Source organism: Oceanobacillus kapialis (assembly GCF_044790185.1).
In the GTDB taxonomy this organism is placed as follows: domain Bacteria; phylum Bacillota; class Bacilli; order Bacillales; family Amphibacillaceae; genus Oceanobacillus_B; species Oceanobacillus_B kapialis.
In genome coordinates, this window is record NZ_CP085256.1 from 2,790,199 (window position 1) to 2,811,240 (window position 21,042).

18 protein-coding genes are annotated in these 21,042 nt (G+C 41.7%); 5 read left to right on the forward strand and 13 right to left on the reverse strand.

Annotated elements, in window-relative coordinates; all coding sequences use genetic code 11:
* Positions 1–167 precede the first annotated feature (167 nt).
* The 4 genes from LG273_RS14510 to LG273_RS14525 form a co-directional block, all read right to left on the reverse strand.
* Positions 168–2,075 (reverse strand): BglG family transcription antiterminator, encoded by a 1,908-nt coding sequence (locus LG273_RS14510; protein WP_404454778.1) that lies wholly within the window; start codon positions 2,073–2,075, stop codon positions 168–170.
* 69 nt (positions 2,076–2,144) lie between these two features.
* Positions 2,145–2,300: a hypothetical protein gene (locus LG273_RS14515; protein WP_404454782.1), complete on the reverse strand. Its 156-nt coding sequence runs from the start codon at positions 2,298–2,300 to the stop codon at positions 2,145–2,147.
* 65 nt (positions 2,301–2,365) lie between these two features.
* Complete coding sequence (locus tag LG273_RS14520; RefSeq protein WP_404454785.1) at positions 2,366–3,490, reverse strand: M20 family metallopeptidase; 1,125 nt, start codon at positions 3,488–3,490, stop codon at positions 2,366–2,368.
* A 16-nt stretch (positions 3,491–3,506) separates the two neighbouring features.
* Positions 3,507–4,928 carry a YfcC family protein gene (locus LG273_RS14525; protein WP_404454788.1) on the reverse strand — a complete coding sequence of 474 codons (1,422 nt, stop codon included), beginning with the start codon at positions 4,926–4,928 and terminating at the stop codon, positions 3,507–3,509.
* A gap of 210 nt (positions 4,929–5,138) precedes the next feature.
* On the opposite strand from LG273_RS14525, the gene LG273_RS14530 reads away from it, so the two are divergent.
* Both LG273_RS14530 and LG273_RS14535 read left to right on the forward strand, forming a co-directional pair.
* The gene (locus LG273_RS14530; RefSeq protein ID WP_404454791.1) at positions 5,139–6,527 is read left to right on the forward strand and encodes a TcaA NTF2-like domain-containing protein; all 1,389 of its coding nucleotides are present in this window, start codon (positions 5,139–5,141) and stop codon (positions 6,525–6,527) included.
* Between the two features lie 20 nt (positions 6,528–6,547).
* Positions 6,548–7,345 carry a hypothetical protein gene (locus LG273_RS14535; protein WP_404454794.1) on the forward strand — a complete coding sequence of 266 codons (798 nt, stop codon included), beginning with the start codon at positions 6,548–6,550 and terminating at the stop codon, positions 7,343–7,345.
* A gap of 64 nt (positions 7,346–7,409) precedes the next feature.
* Here LG273_RS14535 and LG273_RS14540 read toward each other — a convergent pair whose 3' ends face one another.
* Complete coding sequence (locus tag LG273_RS14540; protein ID WP_404454797.1) at positions 7,410–12,569, reverse strand: AAA family ATPase; 5,160 nt, start codon at positions 12,567–12,569, stop codon at positions 7,410–7,412.
* Positions 12,570–12,689: 120 nt separating this feature from the next.
* Between LG273_RS14540 and LG273_RS14545 the strand changes: the two genes are divergently transcribed.
* Positions 12,690–12,851: an anti-repressor SinI family protein gene (locus tag LG273_RS14545; protein ID WP_379562709.1), complete on the forward strand. Its 162-nt coding sequence runs from the start codon at positions 12,690–12,692 to the stop codon at positions 12,849–12,851.
* Here LG273_RS14545 and LG273_RS14550 read toward each other — a convergent pair.
* Together LG273_RS14550 and LG273_RS14555 are read right to left on the reverse strand one after the other, a co-directional pair.
* Positions 12,829–13,551, reverse strand: a complete 723-nt coding sequence (locus LG273_RS14550) for a response regulator transcription factor (protein ID WP_379562710.1) — start codon at positions 13,549–13,551, stop codon at positions 12,829–12,831. The two genes, LG273_RS14545 and LG273_RS14550, sit on opposite strands and share 23 nt — an antisense overlap.
* Before the next feature lie 411 nt (positions 13,552–13,962).
* On the reverse strand, positions 13,963–15,033 hold the full coding sequence (locus LG273_RS14555) for an AbrB family transcriptional regulator (protein WP_404454800.1): 1,071 nt from the start codon (positions 15,031–15,033) through the stop codon (positions 13,963–13,965).
* A 187-nt stretch (positions 15,034–15,220) separates the two neighbouring features.
* Between LG273_RS14555 and LG273_RS14560 the strand changes: the two genes are divergently transcribed.
* Both LG273_RS14560 and LG273_RS14565 read left to right on the forward strand, forming a co-directional pair.
* On the forward strand, positions 15,221–15,763 hold the full coding sequence (locus tag LG273_RS14560) for a hypothetical protein (protein ID WP_404454802.1): 543 nt from the start codon (positions 15,221–15,223) through the stop codon (positions 15,761–15,763).
* Positions 15,736–15,903 carry a hypothetical protein gene (locus LG273_RS14565; RefSeq protein WP_404454805.1) on the forward strand — a complete coding sequence of 56 codons (168 nt, stop codon included), beginning with the start codon at positions 15,736–15,738 and terminating at the stop codon, positions 15,901–15,903. The genes LG273_RS14560 and LG273_RS14565 overlap by 28 nt, the downstream gene beginning before the upstream one ends.
* Here the strand turns inward: LG273_RS14565 and LG273_RS14570 are convergent.
* Genes LG273_RS14570 through LG273_RS14595 form a run of 6 tightly spaced genes read right to left on the reverse strand, consistent with a single transcriptional unit; the run spans position 15,900 to position 21,026 of the window.
* Positions 15,900–16,547: a class II aldolase/adducin family protein gene (locus LG273_RS14570; RefSeq protein WP_404454808.1), complete on the reverse strand. Its 648-nt coding sequence runs from the start codon at positions 16,545–16,547 to the stop codon at positions 15,900–15,902. The two genes, LG273_RS14565 and LG273_RS14570, sit on opposite strands and share 4 nt — an antisense overlap.
* Before the next feature lie 14 nt (positions 16,548–16,561).
* Positions 16,562–17,836, reverse strand: coding sequence for a TRAP transporter large permease (locus LG273_RS14575; RefSeq protein ID WP_404454810.1), 1,275 nt, complete (start codon positions 17,834–17,836; stop codon positions 16,562–16,564).
* Positions 17,833–18,330, reverse strand: coding sequence for a TRAP transporter small permease (locus LG273_RS14580; protein WP_404454813.1), 498 nt, complete (start codon positions 18,328–18,330; stop codon positions 17,833–17,835). The genes LG273_RS14575 and LG273_RS14580 overlap by 4 nt, the downstream gene beginning before the upstream one ends.
* A complete protein-coding gene (locus LG273_RS14585; RefSeq protein ID WP_404454815.1) occupies positions 18,331–19,347 on the reverse strand; it encodes a TRAP transporter substrate-binding protein in 1,017 nt (338 codons plus the stop codon). It abuts the gene before it with no gap.
* 14 nt (positions 19,348–19,361) lie between these two features.
* Positions 19,362–20,390 carry a zinc-binding dehydrogenase gene (locus LG273_RS14590; RefSeq protein WP_404454818.1) on the reverse strand — a complete coding sequence of 343 codons (1,029 nt, stop codon included), beginning with the start codon at positions 20,388–20,390 and terminating at the stop codon, positions 19,362–19,364.
* 15 nt (positions 20,391–20,405) lie between these two features.
* Entirely contained in the window at positions 20,406–21,026 is a 621-nt protein-coding gene (locus tag LG273_RS14595) for a GntR family transcriptional regulator (protein ID WP_404454821.1), read from the reverse strand.
* Between the last annotated feature and the right edge of the window lie 16 nt (positions 21,027–21,042).

Below are 21,042 nucleotides of genomic sequence, written 5' to 3' on the forward strand. Positions count from 1 at the left end.
CTTAAAAATAAAATGGTTTCGGGTAGTGCATCTGCTAATGAGAGTAGAAGTAGCGTTGATAAGTAACTATTTGTCCCGCATTAACTGGTGGGAAAACCCCACTTCAAGAATGCGGGAAGCATGTCAGCTTTCGTGGAAGGGAGCAGGATTAGCAATACCTCTTTAGGTCACCTGCTGCCCAACACTTCCTTAAACTCTGCAAAGTTCCTACACGCTATTACTCTTCTAATCAAGTCTTTATCATCTAGCAGGTTACCCAATGCCTCAAACATTGGCCTGAGCTCTTGCTTCCTATTCTTACTGGCGTTTAGTAAGAAAATTAATTGTACCGGTTTATCTCCCCACACAATTGGTTTACTTAACGTCATGATAGATAGGAAGGTCCCTGTAGACATTGGCTCCAAGGGATGAGGGATTGCAACCAAGTTTCCAAAACTTGTTGAAGCGTACTCCTCTCGCTTTAAAACGGAATGAAAATATCGCTCATCAACCATTCCACTTTGCTTTAGTTCTTCACACAGAAACCTTAAGATAGCACTTGGACACGAAAACTCTTCCCGAAAATAGGAAAACGCTTTCAAAAAATATTTTTCCATACCTTGATTTCTTCTTTTAATTGCACCCTCAATGGTAAAGATATCTGTTTTCCCTAAAATTGTACTCACTTGAATGACTGGTATGCCTGGGTCCCAGCCTAATGGAATTGTCGAAATGATAAAGTCTACTCCATCGAGCGATTTGTATTTTAGGTTGTACATTTCTGTGGTACCAGCTATTTCCACATCTTCCCCGATAAGATCCCTCAATTTAAATTTTAAAAGCTGTGCACTCCCCATTCCAGAAGCACAAACAATCAAACATGTTTCTTTGCGGGAAGCAGCCTGTTTCCTACGTTCTTGAGCTACTTCTATGTGTAAGGCAAGGTATGCGATTTCATCTTCTGCCAATTTTATCCCCTGCTCCTCCACCAATACATCACTTCCAATAAGTGCTGCTTCAAAGGAAAGTGGATAATTCCTTTTTATCTCATCAAGCATAGGATTACGGCTATTCATCTGATAGTAGTAACGATTCATTGCAGGTTTAAGGTGCAAGGCAAGCGCTACATGTAACTCCTTGTCTGTCTTTAAATCAATTCCATAGTGGAAATCGATTCTCTCTACCATTTTTCCGACCAATTCAATGACAGTAGCGTCCATTCTATATAGTAGGTCATTCGTCTTTTCTTCAGCAGAATTAAGTCGTGTTCCTAATAAGTGCATGGCCAAATAAGCCACTTCCGTTTTAGGAAAAGATATCGATAAAGCATTCGCTATATCTTGCAAAATTACGCGGGCAACCTTATACGCTTTTTCTTCATGCAAATCTTCATCATCCAATTGGGACTGAATTGCTTGGTTTTCCTGTAGGCGCCTAATCGCAATAGCAACATGGGTAATTAAATTATGTAGGCTAATATCTGAAATAAGAATATGAAATTTACGCAAATTGGATAGAATGCTATTTCTTATAATCTGCATTTCAGCTTGGGGTAAGATTGACTGATCTACTGACTCCCTTAAAATAGAGGGTTTTTGCTGGTATAGCCATGCCGCAATACAGAAACGGATCTGCATCTCATCGCCAACCACTTTAATGCCATAGTTGGGCTTTTGCTCTAAGGTGAGCTGGTAGTCTTGTAGAATTTTTCGAACCTGACGCAAATCGCCCTGAAGGCTAGACCGGCTGACGAACAGTTCATCAGCCAGTTCTTCAAGCTTTATATAGGTTGTCTGCATGAGCAATTTTTCGATTAAAAAATGAACCCTATCTTCTGGTTCCATAGATTCTAGGTTCGATTTTTCTTCCTGTAGTACCATCGCTACCTTCGATTTATCAGTGGAGCGTAGTTCATACCCTTTCCCTCTCGTGGAGATGATTTGTACATTGTAATGAGTCAATAACGAATGAAGTGCTTTTAAATCATTTCGCACCGTTTTGGAACTTACCTGGAGCTCTGTGGAAATTTCTTGACTTGTGATAGCTTCCTTGGCCGAAAGAAGTAATTGCAATATTCTTTCATGACGTGCATGCATAAAACAATCCCCCATTTAATGAAAATTGCTTTTAGTAAAAAATACAATCGCGATGTAAAATATGTAAGCTTAGCTCTTTCTTCGGTTAAATAAAGCAACCATTACAAAACCAGTTCCCATACCAATCATTGTACCTGCTGCAATACGGTCAAAGAGCATGCCAATTCCTATACCTAGGAACATGCAGCCAACAAATGCAATCCAACCAACATCATATTTATTCATCCCCTGCTCCTCCTCTTAACTACTCGTTCAACCTATCCACGTTAAGGAAGGAATATCTTCCTCCCTTAAAGCGAACAGATTAACTTACAAAGCAGTGCTGTCCGGTCAGGTATTTCATCTATAATAATATGTTCATTTCTGGCGTGTATGCCTTCCCCTGCTGCGCCAAGGCCATCAAGTGTCGGAATCCCCATTGCAGCGGTGAAGTTGCCATCACTCCCACCACCGGCTGCTTCCTCTTCAAGCTCCATGTTCAGATCTTCAGCTATTTTTTTCGCTTCAGCAAATAACTTTTCCGTCCGCTCGGTCTTATGCATTGGTGGGCGCATGACGCCACCTTCCACATCCACTTTTGCCCCCTCTGTATGGGGTTCCAGTTCTTCCATAATATGTTCGATTCTGTCCTGTTCTTCTTCTGTTTCCATTCGTACGTCAACGCCAATGGAAGCTGCGTCAGCAACCACATTGAGTGGTCCGCCGCCTTCGACTGAACCGACATTTACTGTCGTACCTTTCTCATAATCCGTAAGTGATTCTAAGAAAAGAATTTGCTCTGCCACTTCTTTGATTGCATTGACCCCTTCTTCATGATGGTTCCCAGAATGGGCGGCCTTCCCTGTTACTTTTACATAGTAACGGGCAGATCCTTTGCGTTCTGTTTTCAACGCACCACTACCTCCAACAGGTGGTTCAGTTACAAGGGTACAAAAGCTTTCTTTGGCTTCCTCTTCAATTAAAGCCTGGGAGCTTGGACTGCCGATTTCCTCGTCACTTGTGCATAAGAAGACAACTCGTTTATTCGTTTCCAGTCCCAACTCCTTACACGCCTTCATGGCCCAGATTGCCTGTACAAGACCACCTTTCATGTCAAGTATGCCGGGACCATAAATTTTCCCTGCTTCTTCCTTGATCGCAAGCTCTCCTTTATCCCAAACCGTATCAAAATGAGATAAAATCAATAGCTTTTCCGATCCCTTCCCATATTCAAAACGTAAATGGTTCCCATGTGTTTCCTCTTTTATAACTTCTGCCTGGTAACCAAAATGATTTTCTAATAAGGCTTGGATTCTCGCCCCACAAACGTCAAGCAATGCTTTGTCATGTGAAGGTGAATCACTTTCGACGAGGTATTTCATATCCTCCATAATTCTACGTTTATTTTCTAACATATATGCTTTGATGTGATCCATGTTGTACTCCTTTCGATTAAAACGGTCCATAATTGATAAGAACTGCAATGCTAATAAAGACTGCCCCGATCGCTGCCCAAATAAGGACAAGCGGCCATACGAAGCGAAACCATTTATTCCACGGGACGCCGCCGACTGCCAGTACTGCCATTAACACACCTGATGTTGGGGTGAAAATATTGGTAATCCCATCCCCAAGTTTAAATGCCAACACACCAGTCTGACGTGTGATATCAAGCATATCGACTAATGGAACAATGAATGGCATGGTAATAACGGCCTGACCGCTACCGGACGTTACCAATAGGTTGAACAGTAAGTTAAATACGTATATCGCCTGTGCACCGAGTAAAGTTGGAAGCCCTTCTAGTGGATCAAAAGCATAATGAACAATCGTATCTAGGATGTATCCATTTTCTAAAATAACCACAATAGCTTGGGCCATCCCGATTACCAAGGCGCCATATACAAGCCCTTTTGCCCCGTCCATAAATTCTGAAACGAGTTTATTCGGTGTGATCTTATTAATAATCGCGACCGCAATACTCATCATAAGAAAGGTTGCAGAAAGCTCATTAATAGACCAATCAAGGTTATACACACCAAATAAGAAAATGCCTAAAAATACAAAGAAAGTAAGAACCGTAATTTTATGGCGGAGTGTAAAAGCACCAAATTTGTTCGTATCGTTCTCCTCTTCATCATACTGGGCGAACGGGGTGACTCCCATCATAGACCTTGTAGGGTCATTACTAATCCGTTTTACATACAAACAAATATACATAATCGTTACAATTAGAAAAACAATAAATGCCGCTCCCCGCAATGCTGCACCTGAGAATAGAGGTAATTCAGCAATTTGCTGGGCAATTCCAGTTATAACAGGGTCAAACGTTCCTGTTGCAACACCAACATATTGTCCCAAATAGATCATGGCAATTCCAGTTATCGCGTCTAGCTTAAGTGCTTTAGCAAGTATGATACCAATCGGAATAAAAGCGATAACCGCATTTCCGCTTACCCCTGCCATATCCAGTATACCAAACAGGGTAATAACCGAAATCACCAACAAATACTTTCTTCCTTTGGTACGGTTTATGAGTGCGTTAATCCCGGAATTAACAGCTCCTGTGTATTCAAAAACAGCGACTGTCCCACCAATGATTAACACCATGAATACTAAATGTGAAGTATCAATCAGTCCTTGTTGGACAGCGAGAAAGACATCCATAATCGACGCAGGATTCATTTCCGTTTCACTGTAGCTATCCGGAATGACTTGAGTAATGTCGTTTTCTGTCGTCTCTCGTTCAAAGGATCCTGCCGGGATAATGTATGTAGCAATTGCCGCAAATAACAGTAAACCAAATAAAATAACAAATGCATCCGGCATGGCGAATCGCCTTTTCTTGCTTCCTTTTGCTTTCTCTTTCTTCATCTCTCATCCTCCCCCTTTTTATTTATTTGAAAATTAACAACTTATAATCAATTATAATAATTATATATCCTTAATACAAAGAAAAAGAATAGACAAAAGTTCTCGTAATTTTTTCTCCCTTTCGACAAAAATTTTGCTATACTTATCCATGCTAGGTATATATGCCTAAGCTGGATTTCTTATTTTTTAAAGAAAGGGGGTAAAAAAACAATGTCTTTTTGTAAGGAATGCGGAGCAAAGTTAAAATCAAATGATCGGTTCTGTACGGAATGTGGGAAGGAAATTTCGCAAAAAGCAGAAAGCAATGCGGCAACACGAGCGAGTAAACCCAGACAGCCTATGAAAAAACGCACGAAAGTTGCGCTTCTATCACTCGGTATTTTGTGTATTGCTTTCTTTATTACGTATAAATTACTAGATAGCCATTACAGTCCGATTAAACAGCTACAAGCGATGGATGAAGCAATCTCGGCAAATCAAACGGATGCGTTTCTTGATCAGATTCAATTCGAGGAAGATGCATTACTTGATGAGGAATCCTATTTCGATTACATAAGAGAAACAGAATGGGAACATGTGAAAGAGCAGTTTTTGCATATGGTGGAATCAGAAGAGCAGCAGCAAACTAAGCTGGAGAAAAAAATAACGAGCTATAACGGGACAGAGCTATTTAGTGTGAAACCCGAATCCGTTATGATGGGACTTTTTACAACTTATACTTTTAAAGCAGTACCAGGCGAGCTTGTAGTTGCAGCTTCGATGGATGCAAATGTCACGATTGGCTCGAAAACAGAGTCGCTTAAAGCTGAGGAACCAACGGAAATCGCTTCGCTCTATCCAGGACGCTATACGTTGAATGCTAAAGCGAAGAACATGTTCGGTGACTTCACTTATGAAGAAGAATTGGAGCTAGAGGCGATCGATCAACATGAGCTTTATGTGTCTTTTCCAGGCTATACACAAAGTATTTATTCAAACCAAATGGAAGCAAATCTATTTATTAACGGAGAGGATACAGGCAAGAAACTGCATGAATTCGACACCCTTGGCCCTATCCCAGAAGGTAACGACTTAGAACTTCATGCTGAATGGGAAGCACCGAATGGCGAGTTATTGAAAACAGAAATACTCTACCCACAGGCAGATAGCTGGTACGGACTTGAATTTTGGTTTGATGATCAAGCCATTTATGCAGCAATGGCAACGGAATCAGCTGTATCACCGGAAGAAGAAGCGAGTGACCTTGTCCTAAGCTTCCGTGATGCCTACGAGGATGCAGTGAACTTCCAAGATTATAGTCTTGTAGAGCCATATTTAGAAACCGGCAGTGCTGCGGCTGATGAGTTAGGAACGTACATTGCTGATTTGAAAGATACGGACTATTATTATGAATTTACGTCAAATGAAGTAATAAACGCGACGATTGTGGATGACAAGACGGTTAGCATCACAACAAGTGAACAATTCACATTCACCAACCATCTTAATGAACAAACGGATTACGATCGTGAAAAAATCTATACCGTCGTCAACACAGAAGATGGCTACCGTATCCGCAGTATAACGTATGAAGAAACAGAGAGAGAAAAAATAGAATAAACATAAAAGAGGGGATCAATATGCTCGTTTGTACGACATGTCATCATCAACAAGATACAGGAAAGTTTTGTGGTGCTTGCGGGGCTGCTGTTATACCTGCAGGAGAAGCAAGTAATGCAGGAGCTACTGCTGGCCAAGTAGAGGTAGCTGCTACAACTGCAGCAGGAAACACATCTAGTGATGTAAAAGCTGGCTTTCAAAGCTACGGCTCCTACTATTTTAGCTTATTAAAAAACCCGACCTTAGCATTTCAGTCTAGTCGCAATCATTTTCTATCAGGATTTATCACATTACTAATCTATGCGATTTCCTTTTCGTTAAGCATTTATTTTTTAGCTAATTCCTTAATGCGTTCGTTTATGGGCGGGTTTGCTTCTACTGAGAGCACGCTGCCGTTTTTCGAATTAAACTTTCGCCTGGTCATCATTATCGCGATTACAATGGCCATTTCTTTACTGAGTGCCTATATCATGGTAAAAGTCGCTAAGAATCCGATTGATTTTCAAACATTCCTGGCTCAAATTGGAGGCTTGGCAGTACCTTTTACAGGTTTAAACGTGCTCGCTATTCTTTTCGGTTTGGCAGGATCGGTTTCATTAACGATGTACACGCTTGGGACATCTTTACTGTTGTATTTATTGTTTGTGCCGGTACTCATGGTTTATGAAAAAGCATACGTGGTTGCCAAGCAAGGGCAACGTGTTTATCTTAGTCTGGCAACTGTTGTAGTCATGACGATTCTTTCGTATGTGATTGGAAGAATTATGCTGGCTGAATTTCTAAGTGATGTAGAAGATCTGTTATATTACGTGCTATAAGTGGAAAAAGGGGCCTGGGACGTTATGTCCTGGCCCCTTTTTTGACCTTTTTCCAAAAATGCTTCTAATATCCTTTCAACGCGATATGAAAGCTTGATCCTTTTTCTATTTCACTTTCTGCCCAAATTCTGCCGTTGTGGTGGTTGATGATTTCTTTGCTGATGGCTAGGCCTAGTCCGTGTCCTTTTTTCCCAATTGTAGCACTTTTAGAGTAGGTGCGATCGAATACATATGGTAAATCTTCAGGTGCAATCCCTGTCCCCTTATCACGCACTGTCATCATCACTTCATTATGGGCTCGTGATAGAGAAATGTTAATTCCCCCATCATTGGCATGCTTAATAGCATTGGAAACTAGGTTGGTCAGCACCTGTTCCATGCGCCTCACATCCACTTCTACAAGGGGCCATTCTTGTTCTCCAGACGCCATTTCCTGTCTAAATGAAAGCCCTGATCGGTTTACTTCTAGTTCATATTGAGGGCAAAGCTGTTTAAACAGCTCGTCTGCTGGCCACATTTCCATTTTAAAGCTAGCATTCCCCGATTCCAATTGGGCAAGATCAAATAAGTCCTCCACTAAATGATTCAGCAAATGTAATCTACGTTTGGCCACCTGTAAATAATCTCGCTGCATTTCCGGTGTATTGGCTATACCGTCCAGGATAGCATTCACATAACCGTTAATAGTTGCAAGAGGTGAACGAAGATCGTGGGAGATGTTAGCTAGCATTTTACCACGGAGAACTTCAGCCTTCGCAAGCGTTTCATTAGCAAGCAGCAGTTGTTTGTTCACCGTATGCAATTGGGCGGTTCGTTCTGTTACCTTTGTTTCGAGCTTGGCATATAAATAAGCATTTTCTATCGATATAGCAGCTTGGGAGGCGAGGGTTGTCAATAACCTGGTCACTTCCTCGGTAAACACATAGGCAGTATGGCGGTTATCCAAATAGAGAATCCCGATTAATCTGTGCTGTTGTAAAATCGGCAGGCAAAGTACTGATTTAACTTGCTGTTTTGCCATAAAGTCATCACCGCCAAAGTAACCTCCATCCTTGCTTGCGTCATGCAACACGACACGTTCTCCTGCTCGTTGCACGTAGTTCAAAATTGTCGTAGGAACTTCCATACCTGTCTTCAAGGGGACTGGTGGCTCATAAGTGATTGGATCAGATTCCACTTCATTTGAGGCAGCTAGTGATAAAGATTCCTCGCCCTGCAAAAAGAAATAGGCCCGCTCTGCTCCTGCATGCGTCATCACTATTTGTAACCATTTCTTCAACAGTTCAGCAAGCACAACCTCACGAGATAGAATGCTTGTCGCCTCCATCATCATGTTGACATCTAATGGCTGTACCTCCATAAGTTGCGCAGATTCCTCCTCAGATAGCAGGATATCGGGGTACGTTTTTGCTAAATGGGCAGCTACCCTAAAAGCTTCCCACTCCTTAAACTTACTATAGGCCTCCCTCATAAAGGAGGTTGCCAGCTTATGTAACTTTCGCTCCCTATAATAGTGAGCCGTGCATCGATAAATCACCGCCGCATCCTGCATGTAGCCATGTTCCATAGCCCCCTCTGCAGCCTCGGCATACAGGATATCCACCTGAGGGGATGGACCTTGCAAAAGAAACTGGTATTCAGCCAGAATATGAGTATATTTATGTTGAAAATTTGTTGGGCTATGGTTCGCCCATTGTTTAAGCTGTTTGAGGAGAGGGGTTACCTTCGCCTTTGCAGATTTTCTAGAAAGGCTGTTTTCTTTTGCAAAACGAACAAACCACAACGCCCGGTAATAAAAATAGTCCGGAACATTAATTAATATAAGTGTCTTTCCAACCAAGGTTTCTAATTTATTCAGGATCTGATGCGCCTCTAGCTGATCGTCAAGTATATAACTCATTTGCAAGCGGACAATGTGGTGAATAATGGTGGCAGACGGATCATCACCCGTAACATGATGGTGATAATGAACATCCCCTTCCTCTTTCAGCAAAACGTTCATCCATTCTTGCAGCTCACCAAGAAACGTAGTAGAAATTGGGTATTCGTTCTGCTTTGCGAAATGGACCTGCCCTTCAATGACTTGCTTTACATCAGAAAGGCGGTCCCCCCTCATAAAATGGATAAGACAAATAAACATGCCACTGGCTCCTGCTAAATGTAAATTACCTGACTCTAAACAGAGTTGTTGGGACCTCTGCAGGTAATCAAGGTTATACCGGATATGCTGTTTCCAATGATTAATAAAAGTACCAAACACAAAATATACCCTTGCTTTTAAACTATTTTCCTGAAATTTCTCCACATGCGAAATAGCTAGTTTTCCAAATTTAAAGCTTGTATCATAATCCTTAAACCCTGCACTCATGGTTAACGCATAATTATTGAAAACTAACGCGGTAATATTCATGTCTCCAAATGAAAGCGACAAACGCAAGGCACGAAGCATTAGCACTGTTGCCAAATTCTGATTGACATGATAGGTTGGAGCATTTGTGTTAATCAGTGTGCGTAGTTTATAAAGCGCGTCCCCATCTTCTACTTTGGGAAGATTTAGAAGATCTTTTTTCCTGTTTTTTAATAAGGCCACCCTCGTCAACATATATTCCTTAGCGATATCAAGCTTAGTCGGGTTTTCCTTAAACGACCACCCTACAAGCCTTAATCCTTCCAATCCAGCAGCAGTCGCTTTTTCTACTTGGTGGACATGGGTGTACAATGTGATCTTCAAATTATATACGCGCAATTTATCCTTAACTGCTTCTACATTTGCCAAAATTTCATCAAAAATCTCTTCTGCCTGTTCAAATTGCTTCGTTAAGTATGCTGCTTCCCCTAAACCAAGCATGTTGCGGTAGGTGAGGGGATGAGCATCTAGTCTCCACTTGTTTGCCGGTAAAAGCTTTAGCGCACTTAGATAATAATGAAACGCTGCTTCCGGCGCTGCTCTACGTAAGGCTTTTTCACCCGCCAGCCAATTCCACTCCGCTAATTCAGAAAATTTATGCGCTGGGAGCAGTGCTTTACTAGGGTTCAAATGATTCACAATGGAAAATATGTTGATATCTCTTTCTTCTTCCGAAAAGGTATGGAGAAGCTCTAGCCCAATTTTTAAATGATTGCGTTCTCTTTCCTTAACATCCATGCTGTCATAAAAAGCCTGCTGCATCTTATCATGTATAAAATGATAGACAGGTGGCTGATCATGGAATAAAGCTGTTTCTTCTGGATAAATCCATTTATAGCTAGGGTCAGCTGGAACAATGAACCCTTCTTCTAACCCCGGCCACAGCGCATCCGTTACCCCCATAAAAGTCTTCCCTGAAATGGTTGCAAGCAACTTTAAGTCAAAACGATTTCCCAGACAGGATGCCAGTTGGAGCATATCAATCGTGTCTTGAGGCAAACGTTGTACATCTTGTGAGGTTAGAGAAATCATAGAATCCATTTCCGGCAATTGCTTTAGTCTTTCAACATCTACTCCCCAACCGCCCTGCTCTTTTTTATAGGTAATGATTCGGTCACGATGTAGCGATTTTAGTAATTGTTCGATATAGAATGGATTGCCCTTGGTAATACGAAGCACCAGCTCCACTATGGATGTTTTAGCTGCATTCTCTCCATTTAATACATCATTAATCCACTTATTTACGTGAGGCCCTTCAAGTGGTTGTACGGGGATTTTGGTGATAAGAAGGTTATTCTCATTAAGCATTTTCATTACAGCATACAGCGGATGACCTGCATATACTTCATTATCTCGGAAGGCGCCAATAAGCAATAGATGGTTAGTATGTAGGAGCACATGTTGTAATAGATCTAGTGTGGCTTGATCTGCCCATTGGAGATCGTCGATAAAAAGGATTAGTGGATGATCGGCTCTTGCAAACACGCCGACAAACTGGCGAATGGCTTGGCGAAACCGGTTATGCATCCCCTCTGGTGTCAGATCAGCTGGTGACTCCTGTGGCCCAATAAGCCATTCTACTTCCGGTATAAAATTGGCAATAACACCACCATAGGAACCAATCCCGTTTTCTAATTTCTCCTTCCACTCCTGAGTCCTTTCCTGTCCTTCTGATAAAATTTGCCGAATGAGTCCTTGGAATGCTTGAATGATAGGAGCATAGGGGACTTCCTTTTGTAATTTCACAAATTTCCCTGTAGTCATATAGCCTCGTTCACGGACCAATGTTTTTTGCAGTTCCTGGACGAGTGCCGTCTTTCCTGCACCAGAGGGCCCGGTAATAAAAATCATCCCACGTTTACCTCTGTTAACCTGTGCAATGCCTTCAGTTAGTTGACCAATGGCTGCTTCTCTTCCATACAGCTTTAGCGGGCGCTCGTAGCTATAAGCATGATCATCTTGCCGCAGATTAGTAGAATCAGGGATCTCCCCATGTTGATTCCAAGCCTGGAGGCAATTCTCCAAATCTGTTTGCAGAATAGACGTGTTTTGATAGCGGTCACTAGGGGATTTCGCAAGTAACAACATGATTAAGTCAGAGATTGGCGCTGGGATAGTTGGATCTAGCTCTTTAGGTGCTGTAGGTACCTTTGCCAAATGAGCATATACCATTTCAGCAGGGCTTGAGGTTTCAAATGGCAGTTTTCCTGTTATCATTTCATAAAATATAACCCCAAGTGTGTATAAGTCTGTCCGGTAATCGAGCGGGCGGTTCATTTTTCCCGTTTGCTCCGGGGACATATAGGCAACCTTATTTCGCAGCTGGTACGGACTTTCATTCAATTGCTGGATTTCTGTTGACAAGAACGTTGCTTGTTCAAATCCAGTTACTTTGATCGCTTCTTTCTCTGTTAGTAAAAGATGGGCAGGGTGGAGCATTTTGTGGGTGATATGGACGTGATGTAAAGAAGCGACAGCAGCAGCGATCCGGGCAGCTAATGTAAGGAATTCTTTTACTGGCAAGGGCCCTTTTTCCATCACAGCCTGCAAGCTAGTACCAGTAAAAGCTTCGGTTACCGTATAAACAGTCCCACCCTTCCGTTCTATTACTCTTGCTTGCAAGATAGCTTGATTATCTAACGTTTGGGATAGGTGAAAATCGTGCACCGCTGCAGCATAATCGAAATTAGTCAGCTTATGAGGCCTATGTTTTATCGAAACGGCTTCTTGGTTGGTTAAATCAAATGCTTTATAGAGGGTCCAGCTATTATTCTCCAATACTGCATGCAGCACATGATAGCCTGGTAGCTTTATCATTACTTTCTCCTCCTGCTTTAAATCAATTTAATGTATTGTTTAACCAAACTTAAACGATCCTTTAGCCTTATTTTGAAAACATTTCATATAATGTAGTTAATGAACATGAGGGGGGATATTTTGAAAAAGAAAGCGATCACAAAACAGATAAAAAATTATGATCAGGACTGGATAACCCTTATCCTTTACGCAAAACACACCGGTTTGTCTCCTAACGAGGTTCGAAACCTTTTGAAGCAATTAAAAGAAAACAATACAGTCAGCCAGGAAATGTCCCGGTAAATTTGTAGCCGATTCCACGGAGGGTCTCGATATAGGAGGAAGCACCGAGCTCTTCCTCAAGCTTTTTGCGGATATTGCTAATATGTACCATGACCGTCCGGTAATCACCTAGACTATCGGCGCCCCAGATTAACGCAAACAACTGCTCCACACTATATACGCGATCGGGATTGCGCGCTAATAGACATAGTAAATGATACTCCTTTGCCGAAAGCTTTATAGGTCTGCCATTAGCGGTTACGACTGCCTGCTCTAAATTAATGACAAGTCCCGGGTACCGGATAACCGCATCCATCGGTTGCTGAGAGAGCTTGTTATGCTGCTCCTCCAGCTTGCGATTTCTCCGTAAATGCGCTCTTATTCTGGCCACTACTACAGGAATACTCGTATTCTTTGCAATATAATCATCTGCACCGATTCCAAGGCCTAGTATATTATCTCCATCCTCATTCTTGGCGCTGAAAAACAATACGGGAACATCGGTTTTTTTCCGCAGCAACTGACATAATTCAAATCCATCTAAATGCGGCATCATTACATCTAAGACAATTAAATCTGGTGGCTCGTTTTCCACTATTTCCAAGGCATGAATCCCTTCTGCGGCAAATAATACGCTGTAGCCCTGCTGCTTTAAGTAGGTACCAAGAATTTCAGACATATCCCTATCATCATCCACGATCAATATTTTCTCACTAGCCATAAAAAAGCACTCCTTTTCCTCATGAAAATAAAGTGAAACTTCATTTGGTGGGGGGTTCCCTTCCTCCAAATGTTAGTTGAACGAATCGAATCAGTTGATGCTCCGATCTTACTGCTAGTTAAGATGGGATAAATTCAAAAGTATGGAGCATTGATATTTAAGCCAATGTAAGCGAACGAAAGTTTTTATGCGTTCGAGTGAGGCGCATGAACAGTACATGGACACTCAGAAACCATCTTGGGTGCCTTTTCTTATAAACCTTTTTAGTAGATTAGACGGAACCTAAAAGCACTAGTATCTATTATATTACCATACTTTTCTAAAAATTTTTGTTAAAAAAAGTCATTTAGTAATGAGCTGTTTGACTAAAAGGATGCTATCTAAAAAACCCTCCTATATAAGGAGGGCTTTTTACGATTCACGAGCCTGGGTCTGCCTTTTTCTAAATATGAACCCAAGAAGCGGAGGTACACCGATTACGATGACTAAAATACGTACGAGCTGCAGTGAGCTCACTAAAGCAGGATCCCCGCCAAGACTGTAGGCTGTTAATACCATTTCGAACAAGCCACCTGGTGCGATGCTAAGGATTGCTGTTATATAATCGAGAGACGTAAAGTTTGTTAGTATAACTCCGAGTAAAAGCGAAAAGGCAATGATGATAATTGATGTCCCAAAATACACAAAGGAGAGCTTGCCCCCTGCTTTTAGATCCCGAAATAGAATGTTTTTCCCAAGACTTACCCCAACCGCTACTTGGGCTGCGTTCATAACAACCGGCGGGATAGCCGGCAACTCGACAAACATAATGTTGATCAGTGCCGTTACCCCAATCGCTCCTATAATAATCCCAGCTGGAATTTTCTTATTTAAATATAATCCGGCGATGGCTGGAAGGACAAACCATAAATAGCTAACAGGAGCACCGAGGATTACCTCCCCCGTAGACTGTGCACTCGCGTCCCCACTCACCTTTCCAAAAAGCAAGGCCATTACAGAGGGAACCATAAATAGTACCGTCACAAGGCGGATCGTTTGGAAAATAACAACAAGAGGGGTGCGTGCTTGAAAGGCTTCACTGGCAATTGTCATTTCCGACAAGCCTCCAGGGATGCACCCAAAAATACTTGTCATTTTATCCACCTTTACCCATGGCAGTTTCGTCACCCCGATACTAAGAAAAATACAAGCAAAAATCAGAATGAAGGTAAGCAAAAGGTATGGAATAAAATAAGGTAAGACGGTCTGAAAGGTTTCCATTGTAAAATAAAGTCCAAAATAAATACCTAGTATAATAAAACCTGTGTTTTTTAACGGAATTGGAATATAGGCTTCCTGCTTGAAAAACCCTTGCACGAGGAACGTAAACGTTAGCGCCCCAAGGACCCATGGTAACGGCATATGTAAAACATAAAAAATATAGCCGCCAATTGCGGCCGTTACAAACGTGATGAGTAATCGTTGCAGTTTCTTTTCATGCATACTAAAACTCCTTGCTGTTGTTTCTCTTGTAAACTAGCATACCATGCTCAGGCTTTTTTTGTATGAAAAGATGTATTGAATTATGCTGTTTGGCGGTAACGTAGTGGTGGCGTATTTTTGCAATGCGACCGAGCTTGGGGAAGGCCTGTGTCTATTATTTAGAAGTAGTATTGGCAATTTTGGTTGATTGACTGCAGGTGTGGTTGATTGCGTGGCAGCGCTGGTTGATTGCTCTGCGCATTGGTCGATGGCAATGCTGCATTGGTTGATTGCTCTGCTGCACTGGTTGATTGCACAGCTCCCTTGGTTGATTGCACAGCTCCCTTGGTTGATTGCTCTGCACCTTTGGTTGATTGCACAGCGCCATTGGTCGATTGCTCTGCACCTTTGGTCGATTGCACTTCTGCATTGGTTGATTGCTCTGCACCTTTGGTCGATTGCTCTGCACCTTTGGTTGATTGCTCTGCACCTTTGGTTGATTGCGTGGCAGTCTTGGTTGATTGCTCTGCACCCTTGGTCGATTGCTCTGCACCTTTGGTCGATTGCACAGCAGTTGGGGTTGATTGCTCTGCAGCACTGGTTGATTGCACAGCGCCCTTGGTTGATTGCTCTGCACCTTTGGTTGATTGCTCTGCTGCATTGGTCGATTGCTCTGCGGCATTGGTCGATTGCACTGCGGCATTGGTTGATTGCGCAGCAGTTATGGTCGATTGCACTGCGGATTGGTTGATCGTGCAGCAGTGGTGGTTGATAGGACTGCAGCAGTGGTTGATTGCACAGCGCCCTTGTTCACCTCCCCACCCTCTCCCAAACAAACGCAAAAAAACAGCCAAGACAATCGTCTCAGCTGTTTTTCCATACCTACCTTAGTTCCATTTTCGTACTGGCTTATAGCCTGCATTTTGTAGAAAATCATGTACAGTTTCATCTGACAGGCCATTAATCGTAATACTACTTTGCAGTGCCTGGATGTACATTTTGCATGTATATTCTAAGGTTTCCAGTGCCATTCTTGCTTCTTTAAGGCTTGTATCATACACAATGATTCCGTGGTTTTCCAGTAGCATCACATTTCCTTGCTTGGCTCTTTCTTTTACAGCATCTGCCAGATCCACACTTCCTGGATGCTTATATGGAACACGAACTACCTTTTCCAAATAATACATTGCCTCTACAAAATAGTTGGAAGGTATCTCAATATCTGTATTTGCAATCAACGTGCTATAAAAAGGTGACGCATGCAAAATGGCATTAATTTCCGGGCGTTCTTTGTAAATATTTTGATGCATAATATGTTCTTTAGATGGCTTCTTCCCTTCAACCAACCCTTTATCAGAGCAGAGGGAGAAATCACTAATGTCCATTTCTCCGAGATACGTGCCGCTTGCGGATACGTAAAATTGATCTTCATCGACACGGGCGCTGATATTTCCAGCTGTTCCCCATGCAAGATTATTATTCATCATAAATACGCCTGTTTTCTGCAGTTCTTTTACTAACTCTAATCTATCCATTCCTTTTCAGCTCCTTAATCAAGTAGATTTAATAGTCCGAGTGATACAGATGGAATAAATGCGATAATAAGCAATGTAATCAACACTGCAACATAAAATGGTATCATTCCTCTTGTCACTTGATCCAATCGTAGGTTTGCGATTTTACCAGCGACAAACAGGTTCAATCCTAGTGGTGGTGTTACCATACCAATTGCTAGCGTTACAATCATGACAATTCCAAAGTGTACCGGATCGATACCCATTTCTAAGGCAACCGGTGCCAAAATTGGTGCAAGAATGATAATGGAAGCGTTGGTTTCCATGAACATCCCTACTAACAACAATAGTACCATAATAACTAGTAGGAACACTGTTCCATTAGTAGAAATGGATGTGAACATTTCCGCAACCTGCTGTGGAATGTTTTCGATTGTCAATATCCAACTGAATAGACCAGCACTGGCAATAATAAACATGATGGTTGAGGTTGTTACCGTCGCCTGCGTTAGGATTTGGTTAATGTTTTTAAAGTTAATTGTTTTATAGAATACAATACTAATGAGAAAAGCGTATGCTACAGCTACACCAGCAGCTTCTGTTGCCGTGAAAATACCACTGTAAATTCCACCTAAGATGATAACCGGCATGATCAAGGCAGGGATTGCTTCTAAGAATGCTTTGCCCAATTCCTTGCTTGATTTCTTCGGCTCTTTTAAATAATTCCGTTTTTTAGACACAATAATGACGACAATTAATAGTCCTATTCCGATGACAATACCTGGTGTGACCCCGGCAATAAATAAATCACCAATCGATGTACCGGCTGCCACCCCGTATAAAATTAACGGAATACTAGGTGGGATAATAATGCCTAGCGTACCTGAAACAGCTTGCACACTTCCAGCAAAATTCTTGTGATAGCCTCTTTCAACCATTGCCGGAATTAAAATGGCACCTAGTGCAGCAGTTGCGGCAACACTTGACCCAGAAATGGCTGCGAAAAACATGGTTGTGACAACTGTTACAATCGCCAATCCACCAGAAACATGTCCTGTTAAAGCATTGGCTAAATTAATTAATCGCTGCGAAATTCCGCCGTATTCCATAATAACTCCAGCCAGCATGAATAGCGGGATGGCTAGCAATGGAAACGAATCAAGGGATACAAATGCCCGTTGTGCGAGTACCATTAATGGGATATCTCCTGCAACAAGCAGGGCAATACTTGATGATAAACCTAGTGAGATCGCAACAGGAACCCCTAGAAGAAATAAGATAATTAGGGATACAAATAATGCAAGTATCATTGCGCCCCACCTCTCTCTATCGTTTTACTTTTACTATCTTCCATTAAGACAGCAATGGTGTTCAACAGTAATAAAAGCGCTCCGAGCGGAATGGCCGCATAAGCCCAGCTCATGGAAAATTGCAATGTTGGTGTTGCCTGTCCTACTACCGTTAACGTCAAAGCTGCTCCAAAGTATAATAAAATCGCTGCAAAAATAAGACTAATCCACAAAATAACTGTATTTAAAACTTTCTTTTTCTTAGCGCTTACAACTTCCATTAAAAAGTCGATTGCAATATGCTCTTTATTTCGCATCGCAAGTGCAGATCCTAAAAACACGATGTAAATCATTAAATACCTTGATATTTCCTCAGACCAACTCAGTGGATAATCAATGATAAAGCGTGTAACCACCTGAAGGACTACTAAAACTGCTAAAACGATAAACATTGCAGAAACGATATATTTTACTACTTGATTTAGCTTATCTATAAAATGCACATAGCCCTGCATTTAGTTCCCCCCTAAACTACTCATTTCAATAATTTGCTCGTAAAGCTCTCTGCCGTACTTATCCGCTAAACGCTCATGTACAGGTAGTACTGCTTCACGGAACGGTTCTTTATCTACTTCAATAATTTCTACTCCAGCATCTTCCATTACCTGAAGCGCTTTCTTATCTTGCTCAGCAACAAGCTCATTTTGATAGTTTCTTGCCTCTAAGGCTGCTTCTTCAACTGCTTTCTGTTCTTCTTCAGTTAGCTTTTCATAAGTGAGATCACTCATTATCAGCTGTACATACCCGTAAACATGATCTGTTTTCACTAAATAATCTTGTACTTCATGAATCTTAGCACTCGTAATAAAGGATGCCGGATTTTCCTGTGCATCGATTACACCAGTTTGCAAGGAAGAATACACCTCACTGAAGTTCATTGGAGTTGGATTAGCTCCCATTGCATCCCAACCTTCAACAGATGCTTCAATATTTGGTACACGAATTTTAATTCCTTGTAGATCTTCTATCGAATCAACGCGTTTGTTTGTGGTTAATTCCCGTGGTGCCCGAGTAAAGAATTCTAAACCGCGAATTCCAGTTTCCTCTAGCATGTCACGTTGTAATTCTGCTCCTGCTTCCCCGTATAGGAAGGACTCCAAATGCTCTTGATCATCAAATAAATAAGGTAGCTCTAGTATGGAGTAAGGTTGATAGAAGTTTGACATTACCCCTGCCACCAATGCAAAGTCAACAGATCCTATTTGTGTTCCTTCAATTAAATCGCGGTCAGAACCGAGTGTAGAGCTTGGATAAATTTCCACTTTAACAGAACCATTTGTCTTTTCTTCGACTAATTCTGCAAATTTCACAGAGCCTTTATGCCACGTATGTGATTCACTTTGTATATGTCCAAGTCTTAATGTTTTTACATCCTCTCCCCCTTCTGAAGAGCTTGCTGTATTTGAGCAAGCTCCCAGAAGGGCTAAGGTAGCTACTAACATAATCAGACCAATTAATTTCTCCCTTTTCACCCTTGATTCCTCCTCTATGAGTCAAATCTTACAAGTACTTTTACGGAATTATCTTTCTTTTTATTTACGATATCAAAGCCGTGTGCAGCTTCATCATAGTGCAGCACATGGGAAATAATTTTATCTACTGGAATTTCCGCCTTCTCGATAATTTCCAATGCTTCCTCTGTATCAGGTCGGTTATATGTCATACAGCCAACAATTTCTTTTTCATTTTGCTGTAATTGTTCAATATCCACTTCCTGCTGTCCATGGAACATGGCGACGGTTACAACACGACCACCTTTTTTCAATAACGTTAACGCTTGATTAATAATCCCTGGAACCCCTGCAGTGATGAACACTTTATCAAATGATCCGCCCATCAGCTTTTTCGTATCGTCAATCCATGTCGGGTTATCCATGATATTAACGGTTTCTGTTACCCCAAGTTCTTTCGCTACATCAAGGGAATAATCCAGTACATCGGTAATAACCGTTTCTGTTACGCCTCTTGCTTTTACGGCAGCTAGCGTTAGTAGTCCAATCGGGCCAGCACCAATAATCGCTACACGATCATCTGGCTTGATATCCCCTTTAAATGCAGCATGGACGCCTACAGCAAGTGGTTCTACCAGTACACCTTGGTTATAGCTCACACTGTCCGGCAATTTAATGACAAGATCTTCTGGTGAAACGAAGTATTCTGCCATTGTACCTAGCCAATCCCCCATACCTGGAGCAAGTCTTTCATCAGAATAGTTTACATTACCAGTCATAACGCCTTCACTTTCACCCGTACCTTTTTGCGGTTCAACAGTGACGCGATCGCCAACTTTGACATCTTTTACTGCTTCACCAACTTCTACTATCTCCCCAGCCACTTCATGGCCAATTACGACAGGCGGCTTTCTAAAAGGATGTAACCCTTTGTAGGTATGAATATCGGAACCACAAATTCCCGCTGCTGCTACTTTAATTAGTACCTCATCAGCTTTTAGGACGGGGCGGTCGATTTCTTGAACTTCTATTTTTTCCGCATCTTGAACAAATACTGCTTTCATATTTGGCATCTCCTTTTATTGAAATAACATCGCTTTTGATTCTTGTAAGTGTTGTCGCATCAGATGAATACTCTCTTCTTGATGGGCTTCTAATGCGTCTACAATCGCCACATGGTCTTGATAGAATTTTCGAACTCTCGTTGGATCTTTACGCAAATGACGCAATGTAATCCGTAGTAAATGGTCATGATAGTTTAGTAGAATGCGTGTAATCTCTTTGTTTCCAGCGATTTCACTCAAGTCCACATGAAAGTCATGATCGAGTGAGGCGAAACCCATCACATCCAAATTTTCTGCTGCGACCTTTGTCTGTTCTAAGTTTTCTTTTAAATCACGTAGCTGTTCACTAGTAATCCGTTGATATAACGCATCACAAGTGAACGTTTCCAATGCAATACGCAGGTTATAAATATCATTGATTCTTTCAATGGATAGATCGTTTATAATAATGCCTTGCTTGGAGGAGACCGTGACAAATCCCTCCGACTCCAGACGAACAAGTGCATTTTTTATTGGCGTTTTACTCATCTCTAATTCTTGAATTAACGTGCGCTCAGAAAGAAATTGTCCTGGTGCATATTCTTCTTCAAGAATTTTTTCTTTAATCGCTTGGTATGCCACATCTTTTAAAAGCATCCCGGTCTCCTCCTTC